Source organism: Streptomyces sp. NPDC052773, from assembly GCF_044547145.1.
Lineage (GTDB): Bacteria > Actinomycetota > Actinomycetes > Streptomycetales > Streptomycetaceae > Streptomyces.
In genome coordinates this window covers 90,770-114,499 of the sequence record NZ_JBITZX010000007.1, presented here as the reverse complement: position 1 = coordinate 114,499, position 23,730 = coordinate 90,770, and the positions used below count along the sequence as shown (strand labels likewise).

Here is a 23,730-nt window from a genome sequence, read left to right as displayed (position 1 = left end):
GGCAACTCACATCTGGGACATCTCTCCATGCTCTCTGCGCGCAAGAAGACGCTCGCGGCGGTCGCCCTGGCCGCCGCCGCCACCCTGACCCTGTCCGCCTGCGGCGGCGAGGACGACGCCTCCGGCTCGCCGGTCTCCGTGGTCTCCGAGGAGCCCGGCTCCGACAAGGCCGCCACTGTCCTCGACCAGCCGTTCGAGAAGCCGGACCTGGTGCTGACGGACACCCACGGCGAGAAGTACGACCTCCGCGAGGAGACCGCGGGCAAGCCGACGCTGATCTACTTCGGCTACACCAACTGCCCCGACGTGTGCCCGCTGACGATGAACAACATCGCCGTCGCCAAGAAGCGGCTGCCGAAGGCGCAGCAGGACGAGCTGCGCGTCGTCTTCGTCACCACCGACCCCGAGCGGGACACCCCGGAAGCGCTCGGCAAGTGGCTCAAGGGCATCGACCCGCAGGTCGTCGGCCTGACCGGCGACTTCGCCACCGTCCAGGCCGGCGCCCGGACCCTCGGCATCTCCATCGAGCCGCCGAAGAAGGAGAAGGGCAAGGTCGTCTCCATGCACGGCACCCAGGTCATCGCCTTCTCCCCGAAGACCGACGCGGGCTATGTCCTCTACGGCGAGGACGCCACCGTCGACGACTACATCAAGGACCTGCCCAAGCTGGTCAAGGGGGAGAAGCCGTGAGGCGGCTCGCCAATCCCGCCCGGCGGCTCGCCACTCCCGCCCGGCGGCTCGCGGCTCCCGCCGGACGGCCGGCGGCGGTCGCCGCCCTCCTCGCGGCCGGGGCGCTCGCCCTCACCGGCTGCGGCTCCGGCTCCGGGGACGGGGGCGGCCCGGATCTCTCCGTCAGCGGCGCCTACATGCCCCAGCCGGTCTCCGACTCCATGGCGGCCGGGTTCCTGACCATCACCAATGACGGCGACACCGCGGCCGAGCTGACCTCGGTCACCAGCGACCTCGGCGAGGTCACCCTGCACGAGACCGTCGGCTCGTCGATGCGGGAGATGACCGACGCCGAGGTGCCCGCCCACGGCGAACTGGTGCTGGAGAGCGGTGGGAACCACCTGATGTTCGAGAAGCTGACGCGCAAGCCGAAGCAGGGTGAGACGGTCGAGGTCGCACTGCACTTCGCCGGGGCCGATCCGGTCACGGTGGAACTGCCGGTGAAGCCGGCGACGTACCGCCCCACGTCCGGACACTGAGGGAGGGAACACCGTGACGCAGACCATCGCCCCGCGTGTCCGGAGCCTGGTGCTGCTGCTTCTGGCCGTCGCCGCGGCGCTGCTCGCCGCGGGAGCGCCGGCCTCCGCGCACGCCGCGCTCACCGGCAGCGACCCGCGGCAGGGCGCGGTGGTCGACCAGGCGCCCGAGCAGATCTCGCTGACCTTCTCCGAGACGGTCTCGCTCTCCGACGACGCGCTGCGGGTGCTCGGCCCCAAGGGCGAGCGGGCGGACACCGGCGAGGCGCGCGGAGTGGGCGCGACGTACAGCGTGAAGCTGCGGCCGGGCCTGCCCGACGGCACGTACACCGTGTCGTACCAGGTGGTGTCGGCGGACAGCCATCCCGTCGCGGGGGCGTTCACCTTCTCCATCGGCGCGCCCTCCGCGACCACCGTCACCGTGTCCGAGCAGACCGCGGGCGGCGGTCTCGTCGGTTCCCTCTACGGTCTCGGGCGCTACGCGTCGTACGCCGGGTTCATCGTGCTCGCCGGTGGTGCCGCGTTCGCGCTCGCGTGCTGGCCGCGTGGCACGGGCGTACGGGCCGTGCAGCGGCTGGTGGTCTCCGGCTGGGTGACGCTCACCGCGGCGACGCTCGGGCTGCTGCTCCTGCGCGGGTCGTACACGACGTCCGGGAAGTTCGGGGACGTGTTCGACCTGGAGCTGCTCGGACAGGTGCTGCAGACCAAGACCGGCGCGGCCCTGGTGTCGCGGCTGCTGCTGCTCGCCGCGGCGGCGCTGTTCATCGCGGTGCTCTTCGGGGCGTACGCCAAGAGGGTCGAGGGCGACCTTCAGGGCGAGGGTGACGGTGACGGTGAGGGCGCCCGTGACGGTGAGGGTGCCGGTGAGGGCGAGAAGGAGAGCCGGGACCTGGCCTTCGGGCTCGCCGTCGGCGGGGTCGTCGTGGCCGCCGGGCTCGCCGCGAGCTGGGCCATGGCCGAGCACGCCTCCACCGGGCTCCAGCCGGGGATCGCCATGCCCGTCGACGTCGTGCATCTGCTGGCGGTCGCGGCCTGGCTCGGCGGGCTGGTGACGCTGCTCGTCGCGCTGTACCGGGCCCCCGCCGGGACACCGCTGGACGCCGCGGCCGTACGGCGGTTCTCCCGGGTGGCGTTCGGCAGCGTGCTGGCCCTGGTCGCGACCGGGCTCTACCAGTCCTGGCGCCAGGTCGGCTCCTGGTCGGCGCTCACCGGCACCCGCTACGGGCAGCTGCTGTGCGTCAAGGTCGCGCTCGTGGTCCTGCTGGTCGGGGTCGCGTGGATCTCGCGGCGGTGGACCGGGCGGCTGACCGACACGACGGCGGACACGACCGCCGTTACGGACCCGGGCGTCGCGGTGAACGAGGAGCGGGTGGCCGCGCGGACCGGCGGTGGCGGCACGGACACGGCCGAGGCCGACCCGGAGCGGGCCGCCCAGCTCGCCCGGCAGCGGGCCGCCGTCGACGCCGCGCGGGAGAAGCGGCTGCGGGACGCCGACCCGAACCGGTCCGGCCTGCGCCGCTCGGTGCTCGCCGAGGCGGGTGTCGCGGTCGTCCTGCTGGCGGTCACGACCATGCTGACGTCGACCGAGCCGGGCCGTACCGAGGAGGAGGCCAAGGCGGCCACGGCGGCCTCGTCGTCGGCCTCCGCGTCCGGGACCGTCACGCTGGACATGCCGTTCGACACCGGCGGCGAGGACGGCAAGGGCGTCGTCCGGATCGACCTCGACCCCGCGCGGACCGGCGCCAACGACATGCACGTCTATGTGACGCGGCCCAACGGCAGGGTCTTCGACGTCCCCGAGGTGAAGGTCGCCTTCACCCTGGAGTCCCAGGACATCGGGCCGCTGCCCGTCGTCCCCGACCACATCACCACCGGACACTGGTCGGCGAGCGGAGTGCAGATCCCCATGGCGGGCGAATGGAAGATCGCCGTGACCGTGCGGACCTCCGACATCGACCAGGTGACCGTCGACAAGAACGCGCAGATCGGCTGAACCGCACACCATGGCTGACCACACGGCTGACCCGTCCCTTCCCCAGACCCGAAGGCCCGGCGCGACCCCCGCAGGGGCCCCGTCGCGCCCAGGGGAGGGCATCTCCCGCCGCCGGCTGCTCGGCACCGCCGGGGCGACCGGGCTGGTGCTCGGCGCCGCGGGCGGTGCGGTGGGCTACGCCGCGGCACCCTCCGCGGCGACCCCGCTCACCTCGCTGGGCGCCGAGCAGGTGATGTTTCACGGGAAACATCAGCCCGGCATCACCACCCCGATGCAGTCCCGCGGGCATCTGATCGCCTTCGACCTCGCCCCCGGCGCGGGCCGCAAGGAGGCCGCCGCACTGCTGCGCCGCTGGTCGGATACGGCGCGGCGGCTGATGGCGGGTGAACCGGCCGGCCCGGACGACACCGGCATCGCCCGGGACGCCGGACCGTCCTCCCTCACGGTCACCTTCGGCTTCGGGTACAGCTTCTTCGGTCGTACGGGCCTGGAGAAGCAGCGCCCCGTCGCCCTCGACCCGCTGCCCGACTTCTCGTCCGACCGGCTGGACAAGGCGCGCAGCAACGGCGATCTGTGGGTGCAGATCGGCGCCAACGACGCCCTGGTCGCCTTCCACGCCCTGCGCGCGATCCAGAAGGACGCGGGCGAGGCCGCCCGGGTGCGCTGGCAGATGAACGGCTTCAATCGCTCGCCGGGCGCCACCGCCCACCCCATGACCGCCCGCAACCTGATGGGCCAGGTCGACGGCACCCGCAATCCGAAGCCGGACGAGCCCGACTTCGACCAGCGGATCTTCGTCCCCGAGGGCGGGGAGCCGGACTGGATGGCCAACGGCTCCTACGCCGTCGTACGCCGGATCCGGATGCTCCTCGACGACTGGGAGAAGCTGTCGGTCAAGGCCCAGGAGGACGTCATCGGGCGCCGCAAGTCCGACGGGGCGCCGCTGTCCGGGGGCGACGAGACCACCGAGATGGACCTGGAGAAGACCGACGCCGAGGGCCATCTCGTCGTGCCGGTCGACGCGCACGCCCGGATCACCCGGCCCGACCAGAACGGCGGCGCGGCGATGCTGCGGCGGCCCTTCTCCTTCCACGACGGCATCGACGCCGACGGGGTGCCCGACGCGGGGCTGCTGTTCATCTGCTGGCAGGCGGATCCGCTGCGTGGCTTCGTGCCGGTGCAGCGCAAGCTGGACCGGGGGGACGCGCTGTCGCGGTTCATCCGGCACGAGGCCAGCGGGCTGTTCGCGGTGCCGGGTGGGGCGGCGGAGGGCGAGTACGTGGGGCAGCGGCTGCTGGAGGGCTGAGCGGGGGTGCCTCCAGGAGGCGGCGCCGGCGGGTGTCGCTGCTCGTTCTCCCCAGGGGTCGGCCCTGGCCGGTGTCACTCGCCGGTGGGGCTTTGGTGAGACGTACGAGCCCGCCGTTCGACGGGCCCATTAGGGTGAGGTCATGCCAGCCAGCTATGCGTATCTCGGCCCCGAAGGCACCTTCACCGAAGTCGCCCTGCGCACGCTGCCGGAGGCGGCGACGCGGGAGCTGATCCCCTACGTGTCCGTGCAGTCGGCGCTGGACGCGGTGCGGGGCGGCGAGGCCGAGGCGGCGTTCGTGCCGATCGAGAACTCCGTCGAGGGCGGTATCACCACCACCCTCGACGAACTGGTCGCGGGCGACCCGCTGATGATCTACCGCGAGGTGCTGCTGTCGATCACCTTCGCGCTGCTGGTCCGGCCGGGTACGAAGCTGTCGGACATCAAGACGGTCTCCGCCCACCCGGCGGCCCAGCCGCAGGTGCGCAACTGGCTGAAGCGGAACCTGCCGGACGCCACCTGGGAGTCGGCCGCCTCGAACGCGGACGCCGCCCGGCTGGTGCAGGAGGGACGCTACGACGCCGCCTTCGCGGGTGAGTTCGCGGCGGCCCGGTACGGGCTGGAGCCGCTGGAGACCGGGATCCACGACGCGGAGAACGCGCAGACGCGTTTCGTGCTGGTGGGCCGCCCGGCCCGGCCCGCGGCGCCGACCGGCGCGGACAAGACCTCCGTGGTGCTGTGGCAGCGCGACGACCATCCGGGCGCGCTGCGCGATCTGCTGGGCGAGTTCGCCTCCCGGGGCATCAACCTGATGCTGCTCCAGTCCCGTCCGACGGGCGCGGGCATCGGCAACTACTGCTTCTGCATCGACGCCGAGGGGCACATCTCGGACCGCCGGGTCGCCGAGGCGCTGATGGGGCTGAAGCGGATCTGCCTCCAGGTGCGCTTCCTCGGCTCGTACCCGCGGGCCGACGCCCGGCCGGGTGAGGTGCAGCCGCCGCGGCAGGGCACCTCGGACGAGGAGTTCACGGCGGCGGCGGACTGGGTGGCGCGCTGCCAGGACGGCCGCTTCTAGTGCCGTCTCCGGCCAGTCCTACCTGCTGATTTTCGTTATTCACAGAAGTTATCCACAGGTCCGCTTCTCGACCTGGGGACAAGTCGACACGGAAGCGCTGTCAGGTCGACAAATCGCCCTAGAGACGGCAAGGCCGTCCACAGGCGCACAGGTCACCCTTCGTCCACCTGTTTCCTTCGATCAATCCTTTGGGGCGACCCATTTCCACTCGAAAGTGGGGTGGGAGTCGGTTTGGATCAGGAATTCATCGCCCCGATCGCCCGATTCGGAATGATCGATTCCGGCGTCCACAGATCTTTCGCACAGCCTGTGGATAACTTCTCTGGGTTGTGGATTCCTGTGGACGAAGCGGCCTCAAGTCCCGTTCCCCGCAAGGAAATCGGGTCAACGCGGGCTCATGCGGCATGCCCCGTTCCGGCGAGTGAGATCCTTTTATTGACGTCACCCACCACACCGGGCAATTAACGCATAACGGAACGTAAGCCGCGACGCGGAACAGTGGTTCGTGAGCCGTCACCCCGCACCGGTAGCCTGGAGCGCGTGATTGACCTTCGCCTGCTCCGTGAGGACCCCGACCGTGTGCGCGCCTCTCAGCGTGCCCGTGGAGAGGACGTCGCGCTCGTCGACGCTCTCCTGTCTGCCGACGAGCGGCGCAGGTCGTCCGGCGTCCGCTTCGACGAGCTGCGCTCCGAGCAGAAGTCGCTCGGCAAGCTGATCCCCAAGGCCTCCGGTGACGAGAAGGCCGAGCTGCTCAAGCGTGCCGAACAGCTGAAGGTCGACGTCAAGGCCGCCGACGCCGAGCGCGACGCGGCCGACGCCGAGACCCAGGAGCTGCTGCTCAAGCTCGGCAACCTCGTCCACCCCGACGTGCCCGTCGGCGGTGAGGAGGACTTCGTCACGCTGGAGACGCACGGCACGATCCGCGACTTCGCCGCCGAGGGCTTCGAGCCCAAGGACCACCTGGAGCTGGGCCAGCGGCTCGGCGCCATCGACGTGGAGCGCGGCGCGAAGGTGTCCGGCTCCCGCTTCTACTTCCTCACCGGCGTCGGCGCCCTGCTGGAGCTGGCGCTGGTCAACGCCGCGATGGCGCAGGCCACGGCGGCGGGCTTCACGCCCATGCTGACGCCCGCGCTGGTGCGCCCGCAGTCGATGGCCGGCACCGGCTTCCTCGGCCAGGCCGCGCAGGACGTGTACCACCTCCCGAACGACGACCTGTACCTGGTCGGCACCTCCGAGGTGGCGCTCGCCGCGTACCACATGGACGAGATCATCGACGCCGACCGCCTGCCGCTGCGCTACGCGGGCTTCTCGCCCTGCTTCCGCCGCGAGGCCGGCTCGCACGGCAAGGACACCCGCGGCATTTTCCGCGTGCACCAGTTCGACAAGGTCGAGATGTTCTCGTACGTGGCTCCCGAGGACTCCCAGGCGGAGCACCAGCGGCTGCTGGAGTGGGAGAAGCAGTGGCTGACCTCGCTCGAGCTGCCGTTCCGGGTGATCGACGTCGCGACCGGCGACCTCGGCTCCTCGGCCGCCCGCAAGTTCGACTGCGAGGCGTGGATCCCGACCCAGGGCAAGTACCGCGAGCTGACCTCGACCTCGGACTGCACCGAGTTCCAGTCCCGCCGCCTGTCGATCCGCGTCCGCGAGGGCAAGCAGGTCCGCCCGCTGGCCACGCTCAACGGCACCCTGTGCGCCGTACCGCGCACCATCGTGGCGATCCTGGAGAACCACCAGCAGGCCGACGGCTCGGTGCGCGTGCCCGAGGTGCTGCGCCCCTACCTGGGCGGCCGTGAGGTCCTGGAGCCGGTCGCCAAGTGAGTACGGCCCCCGGGTTCCCGTACCGGCTGATCGCCACCGACCTCGACGGGACGCTGCTGCGCTCCGACGAGTCGGTCTCCCGGCGCACCCGTGACGCGCTCGCCGCGGCCACCGCGGCGGGCGCCGCGCACATCGTCGTCACCGGGCGCGCGGTCCCGTGGACCCGGCACATCCTCGACGACCTGGGCTACGACGGCCTCGCCGTGTGCGGCCAGGGCGCGCAGGTCTACCACGCCGGGGAGCACCGGCTGCTGACCTCGGTGACGCTGGACCGGCAGCTGGCCGGGGTGGCGCTGGCCAAGATCGAGGCGGAGGTCGGCCCGCTGTATCTCGCGGCGAGCCGGGACGGCCTGGACGGCGACGTCCTGGTGGGCCCGGGCTACGAGGTGCAGGGCACCCTGCCCGCGACCCCCTTCACGGACGCGGCGGATCTGTGGACCGCCCCGCTGAACAAGCTCTACATCCAGCACCCCGACCTCGGTGACGACGAGCTGGCCCGGGTCGCCACCCGCGCGGCCGGTGGTTTCGTGACCGTCGTGGTGGCGGGCGAGGGGATCGTGGAACTGCTGCCGCTCGGCCTGTCCAAGGCCACGGGCCTGTCCCTGGCGGCGCGCCGGCTCGGCCTGAAGGCGGCCGACACGATCGCCTTCGGCGACATGCCCAACGACATCCCGATGTTCGGCTGGGCGGCCCGCGGGGTGGCCATGCTCAACGCCCACGAGGAGCTGAAGGCGGTCGCCGACGAGGTGACGTCCTCGAACGAGGAGGACGGCATCGCGGTGGTGCTGGAGCGGTTGCTGCCGTAGCGGCCGGGTGGGCTGCCGCCTCGGCGTCGTCCCGCTGTTGCTTGTGCTGCTGTCTCTGCTTCTGCGGAGGATGCACGGATCGAACGTGCGCGGGGTGACCCCCGACCGCGGCTTAGCAAGCCGGTGCCTTACCTCTCGGCCAATCCTCCGGGTGGGCGGCCCACGCGGGCTCGGCGCTCGCGTGCTCGAAGCGGCCGCCCCGGGCAGCTCCCCGTGCGCCGCGGGCTCTACGGAGCGGTAACGGCTGCTCCGGAGTCCGTGGGCAGGCTGCCCTGTCGGGAGCCCGGCGTACTGCCGTGCATGGACATCGCCGAACTCCTCTCCCGGCTCGTGGTGGGACGACCACCACTGTGCCGGTGCGGGGAGTCCGGCGCCACCGATTAAATGCGCCTGTACGTTCGATTCCTTGGTGTGTCCGTCCGGGTGGGCCTGCCCGGACGGATCGGTCCGGGCTCAGCGGCGGCGCCGCTTGCGGCGACGGGCCTTGCTGAAGAACCACCCCGCGGGAGGCTCGTCGGAGCGCCAGGGCTGGGGCTCCGGGGCTTCGCGCCTCCAGCGCGCGGCGAGCATCCGGGCCCGGGCGGAGGGTTCGGACGTCTCCGCGGAGCGGATGAACTCCTCGTCGAGGACGAGGTCGTCGTCCCCGTCGTCGTCTGCCATCGGCGTCCTCCCCGTGAGAGTGTCCGCGTGCGGACAGTGTGCCCGGGCCGGCATCAAGTCCCGGTCAGTGAGCGGAGCGGCTACTCCTCGCCCGCCAGTGTCAGCGAGCGCAGCTTCTGGCCCGCGTACCAGGTGGCGAGGACGGTCACCGCGGCCAGCAGCACCGTCGCCGTGGTCAGTCCCACGTCGGAGGTGATCAGCTCGCCGCCGGCGACCTTCTGGGCCACGGCCAGCGACCACTGCTGGACGCTCAGCGTGCGGGCGCCCGGCACCAGGGAGCCGATCAGGGCCTCCCAGACCAGCGCGTAGACCAGGCCGAAGACCACGGCGTGCCGGGAGACGGTGCCCAGCAGCAGGAAGAGTGCCGCGTAGGCGATCGAGGCGACCAGCGCGGCGACCGTGTAGGCGACGGCGATCTGCTGGCCGTTGCCGTTGAGGATCAGCCCCGCGACGAGCGTCGGGACCGCCGAGAAGACCATGGTCACGGCGATGGCGACGATCAGCTTGGTGTAGATGATCGTGGGCCGCTTCAGCGGCTTCGACAGCAGATACACCACGGAGCCGTCGTCGATCTCCGGGCCGATCGCGCCGGTGCCGGCGATGACGCCGATGATCGGCACCATGGTGGCGAGCGCGAAGCCGCCGAGGACGTTCACGGCCGTCTGGTCGTCGGCGCCGGACAGCAGGCGCACCACGACGGCGATCACGATCAGCAGCAGCGGCAGCGCGCCGAGGATGAGGGCCCGGCGCCGGCCGAGCAGGGCCCGGTAGGTGAGCCGGGCGACGGTGGGGTCGTACATCTTTCGGCCTCCTACGCCGCGACCAGATACGAGAAGACGGACTCGAGGGACTCGTCGGACGGCGAGACCGTCAGCAGGCGGATGCCGTGGTCCCGGGCCACCCGGGGCAGCAGGGTGGTGAAGCGGCCGAAGTCGACGGCCTGGATCCGCAGCGCGCCCTCGGCGAGGTCCACCTCGATGCCGGCGGTCGACGGGTCGGCGATCAGCGCGGCGGCGAGGCGCCGGTCGTCGCTGGAGCGGACCAGGTAGCGGTGCGGGCGGTCGGTCATCAGCCGGCGGATCCGGCGGAAGTCGCCGCTCGCCGCGTGCCGTCCCGCGACCACCACCTCGATGTGCCAGGCCAGTTGCTCGACCTCTTCGAGGATGTGGGAGGAGAACAGCACCGTGCGGCCCTCGTCGCCCATCCGCCGCAGCAGGTCCATCAGCTGCATGCGCTGGCGGGGGTCCATGCCGTTGAAGGGTTCGTCGAGCAGCAGCAGCGACGGATCGTGGACGAGGGCGCTCGCCATCTTCACGCGCTGCCGCATGCCCTTGGAGTAGGTGGCGATCTTCCGGTCCTGCGCGTACTCCATCTCCACCGTGGCGAGCGCCTTCTGGGCCGCCTTGGCGCCCAGGCCGTGCAGTTCGGCGTTGGCGAGGACGAACTCGCGGCCGGTGAGGAAGTCGTACATCGCCTCCCGCTCGGGGACGACGCCGATGTGGCGGTAGATCTTCTCGTTGCGCCACACGGGCTGGCCGTCGAGGGTGACGGTGCCGGTGGAGGGGGCGAGGAAGCCGCCCATGAGGTTGATCAGGGTGGACTTCCCGGCGCCGTTGGGGCCGAGCAGGCCGGTGACGCCGGGGCCGATCGTCATGGTGATGTCGTTGACGGCGACCACGTTGCCGAACCAGCGGGAGACGTGGTCGATGCTGAGCGTGGTCACAGGCCGACCTTCCGGTAGCGGCGCATCAGCAGGCCGTAGCAGCCGGCGATGAGGCCGAGGGTGACGAGGACGTAGACGGCTCCCTGGGCGTCGGTGGGGTCGACGTTCCCGGGGAACGTCGACCGGGCGCCGAGGAACGCGGACTGGACTCCCTCGATGAGGGTGATCGGGGAGAAGAGGCCGATCCAGCCGATGGCGTCGGTCGTCTCCTGTTCGAAGGCGATGGCCTGGAGGGTGGACACCGCGCCGTAGGAGATGGTCAGCACGGCGATCACGGCCGCGACGCCGAAGCCCCGGCGCGGGGTGACCGCGGCGATGACCAGGCCGATCCCGGCGAAGAGCAGCGAGAGCAGGGCCACGGAGACGAGTCCCTGGGCGAATTCCTTGGTCTGGTCGGCGAAGTCGAGTTTGGCGAGCAGCGCGCCGATGTAGAGCACGAGCAGCGGGGCGGCGGTCAGCAGGAACAGCGCCGAGGCCAGCGCCGCGTACTTGGCGCGGACGTAGTCGGCGGTCTCCATGGGCCGGGAGAAGTACAGCGGGACCGTCTTGAAGCGCAGGTCCAGGGAGACCGACTGCGGGGCCTGGGCGGCGACGTACAGGCTGATCACGGCCTGGAGGAGGATCGCGTAGCGGGTGTAGTCGACCGGGAGTTCGTCCGCCTTGGTGGCGACGGCCACGGCGACCAGGATGCCCGCCGGCAGGCACATCACCACGAACAGCAGCATCGGCAGCACCTTGGACTTGGCCGAGCGGCCGAGGCCGTACGCGCCGCGCAGGGACTGCGAGTACAGGGAGCGGCGGGCGTAGGCGCGGCCCAGGCGGGGGCCGTCGTAGCTGCGGTAGCCGATGTTGTGGATACGGGTCTGGTCGCCCGCGGGGGCGGTGACGGGCTGCTCAACTGCCATGGCCCACGGCCTCCTTCCGCTGGTCGCCGGTCTCCTGGAAGACCTCCGAGATGTGATGGCGGCGCTGCTCCATGCGGACCAGGCCGAGACCGAGGTCGGTGACGGTGTCCCGGACCAGGTCGTACGTCTCCTCGCCCTGGGCGGTGAGGAGCAGGACGTGGCCCGCGCCGGGGAGGCTGCCGCCGTGCTCGACGGTGACGCCGCGCGCGGCGAGCGCGTCGCGCAGCGCGCGGGTGCCGTCGGGGTGTTCGTCGCTGTCGGTGACCTCGACCGCGAGGGTGGTCGTGGTCTGGGTGAAGTCGGTGGTGGAGCTGGAGCGCAGCAGCTTGCCGCCGTCGATGACGACCACGTGGTCGCAGGTGCGTTCCAGCTCGCCGAGCAGGTGGGAGGTGACCAGGACCGAGATGCCGAAGTCGGTGTGGATACGGCGGATCAGGGCGAGCATGTCGTCCCGGCCGACCGGGTCCAGGCCGTTGGTGGGCTCGTCGAGGAAGACCAGCTGGGGGTCGTGGACGAGGGCCTGGGCGAGTTTGACGCGCTGCTTCATGCCCGTGGAGTAGCCGCCGATCGGGCGGTACCGCTCCTCGTACAACCCGACGTGCCGGAGGGTGTCCGCGGTGCGTTCGCGGGCGGCGGCGGGCGGGAGGCCGGACATGCGGGCCATGTGCACGACGAACTCGGTGGCGGAGACGTCGGGCGGCAGGCAGTCGTGCTCCGGCATGTACCCGACGCGCTCGCGGATGGCGGCGCCCTCGGTGGCGACGTCGAGTCCGAGCACCTCGGCGCGGCCCTCGGTGGCCGGGGACAGGCCCAGCAGGATCTTGATCAGTGTGGACTTGCCGGCCCCGTTGGCTCCGACGAGTCCGGTGACACCGGGCCCGACGTCCACGGAGAGCCGGTCAAGCGCGGTCACCCGGGGGAACCGCTTGCTCAGGCTTTCGGTCGCGATCACAGTCACGTCCACGACCGTAGTGACGCCGACCACGCCCGGTCGTCAACCCGCAGAGCTGTCCTCGCCTCAGACTCCAGTCGTACGGGCCCGTAGGGGATGCCGTGCCTGAGAGCTACGGAACGCCCGACGACCAGGGCGTTGCGCCCGCCCTCCGACGACCTGGATCACGCCTATTGACGCGGACTCTAACAAGCTGCGAGATTCACTCCCGTCAAGTTACGGACGCGTAGCGCAGCCGGGAGGCGTGCGGCGCAGGCGAAGGGGCCGGGCATGACGACAGCGGCGACGACCACGACGACCACGGCGGCGACGGCGGTGACAGGCGGGCTCTCCGCGGAACTGAGCGGATTCCGGCGGGTCCAGCGGCTGGCGTACGAGTGCGCGGAGGCCGTGGCCGCCCGGCTCGAGCCGGGCGTGACCGAGCGCGAGGCGGCGCGGATGCAGCGGGAGTGGCTGCGCGAGCGCGGCGTGCGGGACTGGTTCCACCTGCCGTTCGCCTGGTTCGGCGACCGCACCGCGTTCGTGAACTTCCGCGTCCCGCTCCAGTTCTTCCCCACCGGCCGGCGGCTGGAGCCCGGGATGCCGTTCATCCTCGACATGGCCCCCGTGTACGGCGGGTACACGGCCGACATCGGCTACTCCGGCTCCCTCGGCCTCAACCCCGTGCAGAACAAGCTGATGGCCGACCTGGAGGCGCACCGCGAGCTGATCCTGCGCGAGGTGCGCGAACGGCGCTCGCTGCGGGAGATCTACGAGGACGTCGACCGCCTCATGGTCCGCCAGGGCTACGCCAACCGGCACCGCGCGTATCCCTTCGGGGTGATCGCGCACAAGGTCGACCGGGTGCGCGAACGGCGCTTCTCGCCCCGGTTGTTCGGGTTCGGGACGCAGTCCCTGAAGGGCCTGGCGGCCGACGCGCTGCACGGGCACCGGGAGGGCTGGTCGCCGCTGTGGTCGCCGTACCGCTTCTCCGACCACCCGCCGCGGCCCGGCCTGTGGGCGGTCGAACCGCACCTCGGCTTCCGGGGCACCGGCGCGAAGTTCGAGGAGATCCTGGTCGTCACCGACTCCCGGGATCCCGAGGAGAGCGCCTTCTGGCTCGACGACGATCTGCCGCACACGCGGCGCTGGACGGAGGAGAAGTGACGGTGCTCAGGGGCGCGCGGGAGCGCTGGGTGCGGACCGGGGGCGTGGAGCTGTGCGTGGCCGAACTGGGCGACCCCGGCCGGCCGACGGTCGTGCTGGTGCACGGCTATCCGGACAGCAAGGAGGTCTGGTCGGAGGTGGCGGCACGGCTCGCCGACCGCTTCCACGTCGTGCTGTACGACGTACGCGGCCACGGTCGGTCCACGGCTCCGCAGCCGCTGCGGGGCGGGTTCACGCTGGAGAAGCTGACCGACGACTTCCTCGCCGTCGTCGACGCGGTCAGCCCCGGCCGGCCGGTGCACCTGGTCGGGCACGACTGGGGCTCGGTGCAGTCCTGGGAGTTCGTCACGGTGAAGCGCACCGAGGGCCGGATCGCCTCCTTCACCTCGATCTCCGGGCCGTCCCTGGACCACTTCGGGCACTGGATCGACAAGCGGCTCAAGCGCCCCACTCCGCGCCGGGTCGGGCAGCTCCTCGGGCAGGGCGCCAAGTCCTGGTACGTCTACCTGCTGCATACGCCCGTCCTGCCCGAACGCGCCTGGCGCGGCCCCCTCGGGAAAGCGTGGCCGCGGATCCTGGAGCGCGTCGAGAGGACACCGCGCGGTGACGACTACCCCACCGGCTCGCTGCCCCGTGACGCCGCGCACGGCGCCTGGCTCTACCGGGACAACGTCCGCGCGCGGCTGCGCCGGCCCCGCGCGGACGCGTACGCGCACGCGCCCGTGCAGCTCATCACGCCCCTCGGGGACGTGTTCCTGTCCGACAGGCTCTACGACGAGCTGGAGCGGTGGGCTCCGCAGCTGACCCGGCGGACGCTGCCCGCCCGGCACTGGGTGCCGCGGACGCGGCCCGATCAGCTCGCCGCGTGGATCGGGGAGTTCGTCATGGGAATCGAGGACGGGCGCAGCGCCCCGGCCGCCGGGAACGGGCCGTACGCCGAGCGGTTCGGCGGGCAGCTCGTGCTGGTCACCGGCGCGGGCAGCGGGATCGGACGGGCCTCGGCGTACGCCTTCGCCGAGGCCGGGGCACGGGTGATCGCCGTCGACCGGGACGCGGAGGCGGCGGGCCGAACGGCCGAGATGGCGCGGCTGCTGGGGGCGCCCGAGGCGTGGGCGGAGACGGTGGACGTCTCCGACGAGCAGCAGATGGAGAAGCTCGCGGAGCGGGTCACCGCGGAGCACGGCGTGGTGGACGTGCTCGTCAACAACGCGGGGATCGGGATGTCCGGGTCGTTCTTCGACACCACGACGGAGGACTGGAAGAAGGTCCTCGACGTGAACCTGTGGGGCGTCATCCACGGCTGCCGGCTGTTCGGGAAGCGGATGGCCGAGCGGGGGCAGGGCGGACACATCGTCAACGTCGCGTCCGCGGCGGCGTACCAGCCGTCCCGGGTGCTGGCGGCGTACAGCACGTCCAAGGCGGGCGTGCTGATGCTGAGCGAGTGCCTGCGGGCGGAGCTGGCCGGGGAGGGGATCGGGGTCAGCGCGATCTGTCCCGGGCTGGTGAACACGAACATCACCGCGACGGCGCGGTTCGCGGGGGTGGGCGCGGAGGAGGAGCTGCGGCTGCAGAAGCGGGTGGCGAAGCTGTACGGGTGGCGGAACTATCCGCCCGAGAAGGTCGCCGACGCGGTGCTGCGGGCCGTGGTGCGCAACGAGGCGGTGGTGGCGGTGACGCCGGAGGCACGGGGGGCGCGGGTGCTGGCGCGGGTCGCTCCGCGGGTGTTGCGGGGGTTGGCCCGGCTGCGGCCGCCTGTGTGAGGGCGCGCTCGGCCTCGGCTTCGCCGGGTGCGGGTGGGTGCGGTGAGGGGGCCGCCGGCTTCGCCTCGCCCCCCCCGCACAGGTTCCCCGACGGCACTGTCGGTGCCTCCCCCTACGCTCGAAAGCGATGACTCGGATCTGGAAGTGCTCGGGGCTGCGGTGGGACGGCGGAGGGCCGGTTCTGCGGTGGGAGGGTGGGGCGCGCAGTGCGCTGAGCTGGGGGAAGAGGGTGGCCTTTCGGGTGGCGGAGGGGAGTGAGCGGCGGTGTGTGGGGGCCCGGGGGAACGCGTGTCCGGTGGGGGCCGGGGTGGCGGCGCGCGGTGTCGGGGCGCGGTGTGAGGAGTGTGCGCGGCTGGAGCGGGCGCACTCCGTGGCCGCCGACACGGTCGCGGACGATCCGCGGCCCTATCGGGTCTATCTCGCCTGGTTCGGGCCCGGGCTGAGCAAGGTCGGGATCACCGCCGTCGAGCGGGGGTCCGCGCGGCTGCTGGAGCAGGGGGCGGTCTGTTTCAGCTGGCTCGGGGTGGGGCCGTTGATGGCGGCGCGGCGGGCCGAGGAACTGCTGCGGGCCGCGCTGGGGGTGCCGGACCGGATTCCGTACGCCGAGAAGCGCGCCGTACGGGCCGCGTTGCCGCCCACGGAGGCCGAGCGGGCGGCGGAGCCGGCCGAGCTGCACGCCCGCGCGGTCGCCCTCGACGGCTGGCCCGAGTCCCTGGCCGCCCAGCCGTTCCGGCCCGTGGACCACGTGGCCGCGTTCGGGCTCGCCACCGCGCCGCCCGCCGTCGCGGAGGTCACCGAGCTGGTGCCCGGCGGCGCGGTGAGCGGGGAGCTGGTCGCCGCCGCCGGGCCCGACCTGCATGTGGCGACGGGTGGTGGCGGCGGGGTCGTCGTCCTCGACACTCGCTTGATGAGGGGATGGGAGCTGGTGCCCGCCGGTGGCGACGAGTTGTCGGTGCCGGTGCGGGAGCTGCGCAAGGCGGCGGATCACGAGCAGGGCGGGCTCTTCTGAGGGACGCCCGCCTTCCCCGTCGGCGAGCGAGGGCCCGCGCGGTGGCCCGCCTGTTTCTCAGGCAAATCACAGGTTGCCGAAAGGGCGCTCTCAGAGCGTCCCGACAAGGTGTCCGGCATGACCACGATCTCGCCCCAGGGGCGCACCGAACTGCTGAGGCCGGACGGGAGCCCCGTCCGGGTGCTCGTGGTGGACGACGAGCTGTCGCTCACCGAGCTGCTGTCCATGGCCCTGCGCTACGAGGGATGGCAGATCCGGACCGCGGGCGACGGCCATGAGGCCGTGCGGGCCGCGCGCGAGTTCCGTCCGGACGCGGTCGTCCTCGACATGATGCTGCCGGACATGGACGGGCTGAGCGTGCTCGGGCGGCTGCGCCGCGAACTCCCGGACGTCCCGGTGCTCTTCCTGACCGCCAAGGACGCGGTGGAGGACCGTATCGCCGGACTCACCGCGGGCGGCGACGACTACGTCACCAAGCCCTTCTCGCTGGAAGAGGTCGTCGCGCGGCTGCGCGGACTGATCCGCCGCTCCGGCGCCGCCCACCGCCGCTCCGACTCCCGCCTCGTCGTCGGCGATCTCACCCTCGACGAGGACAGCCACGAGGTCACCCGCGGCGGCGACTCCATCCACCTCACCGCCACCGAGTTCGAGCTGCTGCGCTTCCTGATGCGCAACCCGCGGCGCGTGCTCAGCAAGGCGCAGATCCTGGACCGGGTGTGGTCGTACGACTTCGGCGGGCAGGCGAACGTCGTCGAGCTGTACATCTCCTATCTGCGGCGCAAGATCGACGCCGGCCGGGAGCCGATGATCCACACCCGGCGCGGCGCCGGTTACCTGATCAAGCCCGCCGCGTCGTGACCGGGCGGCGGCGGACGCGTCCGCGGTGGCACCGGGCGCGGCAGCCGCGCACCCTGCGGACCCGGCTCGTCGTCGCCTCCGTGGTGCTGATCGCCGTCGTCTGAGCGGTGATCGGCACGGTGACGACCCTCACGGGGCAGCCCCCGACGGGCGGCGTCGGCGGCGGCTCCCCCGGTCAGAACGGTCAGAACGGTCAGAACGGGCAGAACGGCCAACAGGGCCAGGGGCTGGGCCAGAACCAGACGCCCGGCGGTCAGGCCGCCGACGGGCGGATGGGCGAGGGCGGCGGCATGGGCGGCGGCATGGGCGGCCTCCTCGCCGGCGCCACCGTTTCCACCGAGGCCGAGCAGCTCCTGGAGGCGGATGCCGCGGCGTTTACCTGGGCCGCCGCGGCCATCGGCTCGCAGAACGCCGCGAGCTATCAGCTGGCCACGGGCGAGCCGGTGATGGCGATCGGCGGCTTCAACGGCACCGACCCCTCCCCGACGCTCGCCGAGTTCCAGCAGTACGTCGAGGACGGCAGGATCCACTACTTCATCGCGAGCGGCACCGGCGGCGGCACGGGCCCCGGCGGCGGTGAGGGCACCTCCTCGCAGATCAGCACCTGGGTCGAGGAGAACTTCGAGAAGGTGACGGCCGGCTCGGCCACCTTCTACGACCTGACCCAGCCGAAGAGCTGACGCCGACCGATCAACCACCTAATCGCTGTACACCGTATAGGGGCGCCTATACGGTGTACAGCATGTCCTCGACCTCCCCGGTGCAGACCCCACCCGCCACCCAGGGCGGCCACCCGCAGCGCTGGCTGATCCTCGGCGTCATCTGTCTCGCCCAGCTCACGGTGCTGCTCGACAACACCGTCCTGAACGTGGCCATCCCGTCCCTCACCGAGGAACTGGACGCCGCCACCTCCGACATCCAGTGGATGATCAACGCCTACTCGCTGGTCCAGTCGGGCCTGCTGCTCACCGCGGGCAGCGCCGCCGACCGCTACGGCCGCAAGAAGATGCTGATCCTCGGCCTGGCGCTGTTCGGCATCGGCTCCCTGGTCGCCGGCCTCGCCGACTCCACCGCCCAGCTGATCGCCGCGCGGGCGGGCATGGGCGTCGGCGGCGCGCTGCTGCTGACCACCACCCTCGCGGTGGCCATGCAGATCTTCGCCCCGGAGGAGCACCCGAAGGCGATCGGCATCTGGAGCGCGGTCAACGCGCTCGGCTTCGCCACCGGGCCGCTCGTCGGCGGGTTCATGCTGGACCACTTCTGGTGGGGCGCCATCTTCCTGATCAACCTGCCGGTCGCCGCGCTCGGCCTGGCCGCCGTGGTCGCACTCGTACCGGAGTCCAAGAACCCGCAGGGCGACCGGCCCGACCTGCTCGGCGCGCTGCTCTCCACCATCGGCATGTCGTCGCTGGTCTTCACGATCATCTCCGGCCCGGAGCACGGCTGGTCGTCCGGGCGGGTGCTGGCCGGCGCCACCGTCGCGGCCGTCGTCCTCACGGTGTTCGCCCGGTGGGAGAGCCGGATCCCGTACCCCATGCTCGACCTGCACTTCTTCCGCAACCGCCGGTTCACCGGCGCGGTCGCCGGAGCGGTGCTGATCACCTTCGGGATGGGCGGCGCGCTGTTCCTGCTCACCCAGCATCTGCAGTTCGTCCTCGGCTACGGCCCGCTGGAGGCGGGGCTGCGCACGGCGCCGCTGGCGCTGGCGGTCGTGGCGCTCAACTTCTCCGGGTTGTCGGCGAAGTGGACCACCGCGCTCGGTACGCCGGTCTCCGTCCTGCTGGGCATGGTGCTGATGTCCGGCGGCCTGGTGTCGATCGCGACGCTGGGCTCCGGCGGGTACGGCGGGATGCTGCTCGGGCTGGTGCTGATCGGCGTGGGCTGCGCGGTCGCCAACCCCGCGATGGCGCACGCGATCATGAGCTCCATTCCGCCGGCGAAGGCGGGTGTCGGCGCCGGCGTCAACGGCACGCTGGCCGAGTTCGGCAACGGGCTGGGGGTGGCCGTGCTGGGGGCGGTGCTGAACGCGCGCTTCGCGGCGGTGTCCCTGCCGGTGGCGCTCGCGGCGGCCGGTTCCGCGGCGGAACGGGACCGGGTGGTGGACGCGTACGCCGACGGGCTGTCGGTCAGTCAGCTGGTGGGCGCGGTGGCCGTGTTGCTGGGTGGCGTGGTCGCCGCGGCGTTGCTGCGCAGGGCCGAGCGGGAAGATGCCTAGCAGCCCGGGCGGTGTCGCCGGGCGCCTAGCATGACCTGCATCGGAGCGTGAGGAGAGTCATGGCCAGGGACGCTGGGGAACGTACGGCGCGGGCCAGCGTCTGGCTGGAGGAGAGGGAACGCCGCCGGCGCGGCGGCGGGCAGCCGTCCGGGCTGGACCGGGACCGGATCACCGAGGTGACCGTGCGGCTGCTGGACGCCGAGGGGCTGGACAAGTTCTCCATGCGGCGGCTGGCCGCCGAGCTCGACGTCACCGCCATGTCCGTCTACTGGTACGTCGACACCAAGGACGACCTCCTCGAACTCGCCCTCGACGCCGCCTTCGGCGAGCTGCGGCTGCCCGACCCGGAGTCCGGCGAGGACTGGCGGGCGCAGCTGCGGGCGCTGGCGGCGGAGTACCGGGCGCTGCTGGTGCGCCACCCCTGGGCGTCCCCGCTGGTCGGCCGGTTCCTCAACATCGGTCCGAACAACCTGGCGTTCGCCCGCGTGGTGCAGCAGATCATCCGCCGGACCGGGATGCCCGCCCACCGCATCACGAGCGCGATCGTCGCCGTCTTCCAGTTCGTCTACGGCTACGGCACGATCGAGGGCCACTTCTACACCCGCGTCGCCGACACGGGTCAGACCCCGGACGGCTTCTATGAGCAGGCCATGCGCACGGTGAGCGAGGTGCCCCGGACCGGCGAGTTCCTCCAGGAGTCGAAGGACATCATGGCGGCCCGGGGCGGCGAGACCGTCGCGGAGATGCTGGACCGCGACTTCTCCTACGCGCTCGACCTCCTGATCGCGGGCATCGAGGCGATGGTCGAACGCGGCTGAGCGCGGCCTACGGCCGGGGCAGGCTCTCCCCCCGGACCGCCTGGATGTCCAGCTCCACCCGCAGGGTCGTACCGATCGCGGCGATGCCCGCCTGGACCACCTGGTTGTAGTTCATGGCGAAGTCCTCGCGCCGCAGCTGCGCCGTCGCGCGGAACGCCGCTCGCGTCCCGCCCCATGGGTCGGCGCCGGTGCCGAGGTAGGAGAGGTCCAGGTCGACCGGGCGTACGACACCGTGCATGCCCAGCTCGCCGTGGACCGTCCAGCGGTCCGGGCCGGCCACCGACAGGCCCGTCGACCGGTAGGTGATCTCCGGGAACCGCTCGACGTCCAGGAAGTCCGCCGACCTCAGATGGGTGTCGCGCATACCGCTGCCGGTGTCGATGGACGCGGCCCGGATCACCGCCTCCACCCGCGACTTCACGACGTCGTCCGGCGCGATCTCGATCGCCCCGCCGAACTCGGTGAACCGCCCGTGCACGCTGGAGATGCCCAGGTGCTGGGCGACGGCGGCGACGCTGGAGTGCGCCGGGTCGATCGTCCACGGCCCCGGCGGCGGCAGCTCGGAACCCCCGCCCTGCCGGGCCAGCGTCACCGTGCCGACCTCGGCCCGCCCGCTCACGGTGACGAGCGCGCTCGCGGCGTGCGGCGCGTACCCGACGGCGGTGACGATCACCGTGTACGCCCCGGGCGCCAGCGCGGTCGTGTCGCGCACGACTCCCTCCGCGTCCGCCTCGGCCCGCAGCACCTGCGTACCGGTCATGTCGGTCAGCGTGACGACCGCGTGCGACACGGCCCATCCGTCCCGGGTACGGATCCTCGCGGTCAGTCCCATGTCCTCTGTGTCCTTCGAAGCTCTCGCATGACTGAGACCGGCCCGTGGCGCGCGCCTCCGCTCAGAGCGCGCGCCACGGGCCGGGGTCCGGTCACTCGCCGGGGTGGGCGAGGGTGATGTCGTGGTCGTCGACACCGGCGCCGGCGACCGTCAGGCCGGTCGCCACCGGCGGGTAGCCGGTCGCGATGACCGTGTACTCGCCGCTGTCCAGGTCGGTGAAGGCGTACGCCCCGTCCGCCCCGGTGGTGGCCGTGCCGACGACGTTGCCCGCCGCGTCCACCAGCGTCACGCGGGCGTCGGCGAGGGGACCGTGCGGGGCGCGTACGACGCCCCGCACCCGGGCGCCCGCGTCGAGGTCGATCTCGACCCGGGTGACCCCGGTGCCGCCCACCTCGACGGGCAGGGCGCGGGGCCGGAACCCGGCGGCGTTCACCGCGACGGTCACCGGGCCGGGCACCAGCTCGGCGAAGCCGAACTCGCCCTGCTCCCCGGTCGCCGCGCCGGCCAGCAGATCACCACGCACATCGGTGACGACGACCATCGCGTCCTTCACCGGCAGCCCGGTCTCGGCGGCCCGCACCACACCGCTCAGCCCGCTCGTGCCGCTGAGCAGGATGTCGTACGACACCGGCTCGTCGTTCACGACGATCGTGGACGCCTGCGGCTGGAAGCCGTCGGCGGAGGCGATCAGGACGTAGGAGCCCGCGCCGGGCGCGTCGAGCGCGTAGGAGCCGTCGGCCTGCGCGACGGACCGGCCGAGCTGCCGCCCGGAGAGGGAGATCAGCGTGACGGCGGCCTGCGGGACGGGCGCGCTCTCGGCGCCGCGGACCTGGCCGCGCACCGGGATGCCCCCGCCGGCGGACCCGGAGGGCGGGGCCACCGTGGCGACGGCGGCGTGCCGCCGCGTGCCCTCGGGGCCGGCCTCGGTGGTGGTGGCGGTGGCCCAGCTCGGGACCTTCTCCGCAGGGGCGGCGGGAGCCTCGGCCTTCGCTTCCGTCCTCACTTCGGCCATCGTCTCCGCCTTCGCCTCGGCCGGGGCGGAGGCCTCCGCCGCCTGCGCCAGCGCGCCGGAGGTCCGCAGCGGGACCTCCTTGATGAACAGGGTCACCAGGAAGGCGATGAACGCGATCGGCGTGACGTAGAGGAAGACGTCGGCGATGCCGTGCCCGTAGGCGCTCTCCAGCCAGCCGCGGATCGGGGCGGGCAGCAGGTCCATGTCGGGGATCTGGCCCGTGCCCATCGCCTTGGCGGCACCCGCCTGCTGCTCGGGGGTGAGCTGCCCGATGGTGTCCTCGGCGTAGTGGGTGATGCGGGTCGACATCACCGAGCCCAGCGCGGAGACGCCCACCGCGCCGCCGAGGGACCGGAAGAAGGTGACGACGGAGCTGGCGGCGCCCAGCTCGTGCGGGGCGACCTGGTTCTGCGTGGACAGCACGAGGTTCTGCATCATCATGCCGACGCCGAGACCCATGACGGCCATGTAGACGCCGATCTTCCAGTAGTCGGTGTCGTAGCGCATGGTGCCCAGCAGACCGAGGCCCGCCGTCAGCAGCAGACCGCCGGTGACCAGCCACGCCTTCCACTTGCCGGTCTTGGTGATGATCAGGCCGGAGACGGTGGAGGAGACGAACAGACCCGCGATCATCGGGATCGTCATGACGCCGGACATCGTCGGCGACTTGTCCCGGGCCAGCTGGAAGTACTGGCTGAAGAACACGGTGCCCGCGAACATCGCGATACCCACGAACAGCGAGGCGAGGGAGGCCAGCGCGATCGTGCGGTTGCGGAACAGGTGCAGCGGGATGATCGGCTCGGCGGCCCTCGTCTCGACGAACAGGAAGACGAGGGTGAGCACGATCGCGCCGCCGACCATGGTGTACGTCTGCCAGGACAGCCAGTCGTACTTGTCGTCCGCGAAGGTCACCCAGATGAGCAGCAGGCAGACGGCGGCGGTGATGAAGAAGGCACCCGCCCAGTCGACCTTCACCCGGCGCTTGCTCTCCGGCAGGTGCAGGGTCTTCTGGAGCACCACCAGCGCGATCAGCGCGAACGGCACACCGACGTAGAGGCACCAGCGCCAGCCGAGCCAGTCGGTGTCGGTGATGACACCGCCGACCAGCGGACCGCCGACCGTCGCGACCGCGAACGTCGCACCCAGGTAGCCCGAGTAACGGCCCCGCTCCCGCGGGGAGATCATCGCGGCCATGATGATCTGGGCGAGCGCGGTGAGACCACCGGCGCCGAGGCCCTGGATCACCCGCGCGCCGATCAGCATGCCGCTGTTCTGCGACAGACCGGCGACGACCGAGCCGACGATGTAGATCAGCAGGGCTATCTGCACCAGCGCCTTCTTGCTGACCAGGTCGGCCAGCTTGCCCCACAGCGGGGTGGATGCCGTCATCGACAGCAGGGCGGCGGTGACGACCCAGGTGTACGCGCTCTGTCCGCCGCCGAGGTCCTGGATGATCTCGGGCAGGGCGTTGGAGACGATCGTGGAGGAGAGGATGGCGGCGAACATGCCGAGCAGCAGCCCGGAGAGCGCCTCCATGATCTGCCGGTGGGTCATCGAAGCGCCGCCGGAGGAGTGGGAGCCTGCCCCGTGCTTGGCGTGAGCCCGCACACCGGCTGGTGTGGTCGTTGCCATGGGCT

Annotated in this window: 20 protein-coding genes, 1 tRNA gene and 1 pseudogene; 14 read left to right on the top strand and 8 right to left on the bottom strand. The window is 72.0% G+C overall.

What is annotated here, in order from left to right; translation table 11 throughout:
* Window positions 1-27: 27 nt before the first annotated feature.
* The 7 genes from ACIG0D_RS17860 to ACIG0D_RS17830 all read left to right on the top strand — a co-directional run bounded on the left by ACIG0D_RS17860 (window position 28) and on the right by ACIG0D_RS17830 (window position 8,203).
* On the top strand, window positions 28-690 hold the full coding sequence (locus ACIG0D_RS17860; RefSeq protein WP_399801480.1) for an SCO family protein: 663 nt from the start codon (window positions 28-30) through the stop codon (window positions 688-690).
* Window positions 687-1,208: a copper chaperone PCu(A)C gene (locus ACIG0D_RS17855; protein WP_399801477.1), complete on the top strand. Its 522-nt coding sequence runs from the start codon at window positions 687-689 to the stop codon at window positions 1,206-1,208. Before ACIG0D_RS17860 ends, ACIG0D_RS17855 begins: the two co-directional genes overlap by 4 nt.
* Before the next feature lie 13 nt (window positions 1,209-1,221).
* Entirely contained in the window at window positions 1,222-3,198 is a 1,977-nt protein-coding gene (locus tag ACIG0D_RS17850) for a copper resistance CopC/CopD family protein (RefSeq protein WP_399801474.1), read from the top strand.
* 10 nt (window positions 3,199-3,208) lie between these two features.
* Entirely contained in the window at window positions 3,209-4,504 is a 1,296-nt protein-coding gene (gene efeB / locus ACIG0D_RS17845; RefSeq protein WP_399801472.1) for an iron uptake transporter deferrochelatase/peroxidase subunit, read from the top strand.
* A gap of 142 nt (window positions 4,505-4,646) precedes the next feature.
* Complete coding sequence (gene pheA / locus ACIG0D_RS17840) at window positions 4,647-5,579, top strand: prephenate dehydratase (RefSeq protein WP_399801470.1); 933 nt, start codon at window positions 4,647-4,649, stop codon at window positions 5,577-5,579.
* A 540-nt stretch (window positions 5,580-6,119) separates the two neighbouring features.
* The gene (serS, locus tag ACIG0D_RS17835) at window positions 6,120-7,397 is read left to right on the top strand and encodes a serine--tRNA ligase (RefSeq protein WP_399801467.1); all 1,278 of its coding nucleotides are present in this window, start codon (window positions 6,120-6,122) and stop codon (window positions 7,395-7,397) included.
* The gene (locus tag ACIG0D_RS17830) at window positions 7,394-8,203 is read left to right on the top strand and encodes an HAD family hydrolase (RefSeq protein WP_399801464.1); all 810 of its coding nucleotides are present in this window, start codon (window positions 7,394-7,396) and stop codon (window positions 8,201-8,203) included. The genes serS and ACIG0D_RS17830 overlap by 4 nt, the downstream gene beginning before the upstream one ends.
* A 64-nt stretch (window positions 8,204-8,267) precedes the next feature.
* Here the strand turns inward: ACIG0D_RS17830 and ACIG0D_RS17825 are convergent.
* From ACIG0D_RS17825 to ACIG0D_RS17800, 6 genes are all read right to left on the bottom strand, one after another.
* Window positions 8,268-8,352, bottom strand: a tRNA-Ser gene (locus tag ACIG0D_RS17825).
* A gap of 304 nt (window positions 8,353-8,656) precedes the next feature.
* Window positions 8,657-8,863, bottom strand: coding sequence for a hypothetical protein (locus ACIG0D_RS17820; protein WP_399801461.1), 207 nt, complete (start codon window positions 8,861-8,863; stop codon window positions 8,657-8,659).
* Window positions 8,864-8,943: 80 nt separating this feature from the next.
* On the bottom strand, window positions 8,944-9,663 hold the full coding sequence (locus tag ACIG0D_RS17815; RefSeq protein WP_365757196.1) for an ABC transporter permease subunit: 720 nt from the start codon (window positions 9,661-9,663) through the stop codon (window positions 8,944-8,946).
* 11 nt (window positions 9,664-9,674) lie between these two features.
* Window positions 9,675-10,586, bottom strand: coding sequence for an ABC transporter ATP-binding protein (locus ACIG0D_RS17810; protein WP_399801459.1), 912 nt, complete (start codon window positions 10,584-10,586; stop codon window positions 9,675-9,677).
* Window positions 10,583-11,491 carry an ABC transporter permease gene (locus ACIG0D_RS17805; RefSeq protein WP_399801457.1) on the bottom strand — a complete coding sequence of 303 codons (909 nt, stop codon included), beginning with the start codon at window positions 11,489-11,491 and terminating at the stop codon, window positions 10,583-10,585. Before ACIG0D_RS17805 ends, ACIG0D_RS17810 begins: the two co-directional genes overlap by 4 nt.
* On the bottom strand, window positions 11,481-12,443 hold the full coding sequence (locus ACIG0D_RS17800; RefSeq protein ID WP_399801967.1) for an ABC transporter ATP-binding protein: 963 nt from the start codon (window positions 12,441-12,443) through the stop codon (window positions 11,481-11,483). Before ACIG0D_RS17800 ends, ACIG0D_RS17805 begins: the two co-directional genes overlap by 11 nt.
* A gap of 270 nt (window positions 12,444-12,713) precedes the next feature.
* Here ACIG0D_RS17800 and ACIG0D_RS17795 point away from each other — a divergent pair, with 270 nt between their 5' ends.
* From ACIG0D_RS17795 to ACIG0D_RS17765, 7 genes and pseudogenes are all read left to right on the top strand, one after another.
* Entirely contained in the window at window positions 12,714-13,589 is an 876-nt protein-coding gene (locus ACIG0D_RS17795) for a M24 family metallopeptidase (protein ID WP_399801454.1), read from the top strand.
* The gene (locus tag ACIG0D_RS17790) at window positions 13,586-15,349 is read left to right on the top strand and encodes an SDR family oxidoreductase (RefSeq protein WP_399801452.1); all 1,764 of its coding nucleotides are present in this window, start codon (window positions 13,586-13,588) and stop codon (window positions 15,347-15,349) included. The genes ACIG0D_RS17795 and ACIG0D_RS17790 overlap by 4 nt, the downstream gene beginning before the upstream one ends.
* A gap of 127 nt (window positions 15,350-15,476) precedes the next feature.
* Window positions 15,477-16,358 carry a DUF2797 domain-containing protein gene (locus ACIG0D_RS17785; RefSeq protein WP_399801450.1) on the top strand — a complete coding sequence of 294 codons (882 nt, stop codon included), beginning with the start codon at window positions 15,477-15,479 and terminating at the stop codon, window positions 16,356-16,358.
* Between the two features lie 117 nt (window positions 16,359-16,475).
* Window positions 16,476-17,216, top strand: a complete 741-nt coding sequence (locus ACIG0D_RS17780) for a response regulator transcription factor (protein WP_399801447.1) — start codon at window positions 16,476-16,478, stop codon at window positions 17,214-17,216.
* Window positions 17,217-17,350: 134 nt separating this feature from the next.
* A pseudogene (locus tag ACIG0D_RS17775) lies at window positions 17,351-17,896 on the top strand (glycosyl transferase); the annotation flags it as partial.
* Window positions 17,897-17,958: 62 nt separating this feature from the next.
* Window positions 17,959-19,431, top strand: a complete 1,473-nt coding sequence (locus ACIG0D_RS17770; RefSeq protein WP_399801444.1) for an MFS transporter — start codon at window positions 17,959-17,961, stop codon at window positions 19,429-19,431.
* 59 nt (window positions 19,432-19,490) lie between these two features.
* On the top strand, window positions 19,491-20,249 hold the full coding sequence (locus tag ACIG0D_RS17765) for a TetR/AcrR family transcriptional regulator (protein WP_399801442.1): 759 nt from the start codon (window positions 19,491-19,493) through the stop codon (window positions 20,247-20,249).
* Between the two features lie 7 nt (window positions 20,250-20,256).
* Here ACIG0D_RS17765 and ACIG0D_RS17760 read toward each other — a convergent pair whose 3' ends face one another.
* Window positions 20,257-21,081, bottom strand: a complete 825-nt coding sequence (locus tag ACIG0D_RS17760; RefSeq protein ID WP_399801439.1) for a YceI family protein — start codon at window positions 21,079-21,081, stop codon at window positions 20,257-20,259.
* Window positions 21,082-21,172: 91 nt separating this feature from the next.
* A complete protein-coding gene (locus ACIG0D_RS17755) occupies window positions 21,173-23,725 on the bottom strand; it encodes an MFS transporter (RefSeq protein ID WP_399801437.1) in 2,553 nt (850 codons plus the stop codon).
* Window positions 23,726-23,730 lie beyond the last annotated feature (5 nt).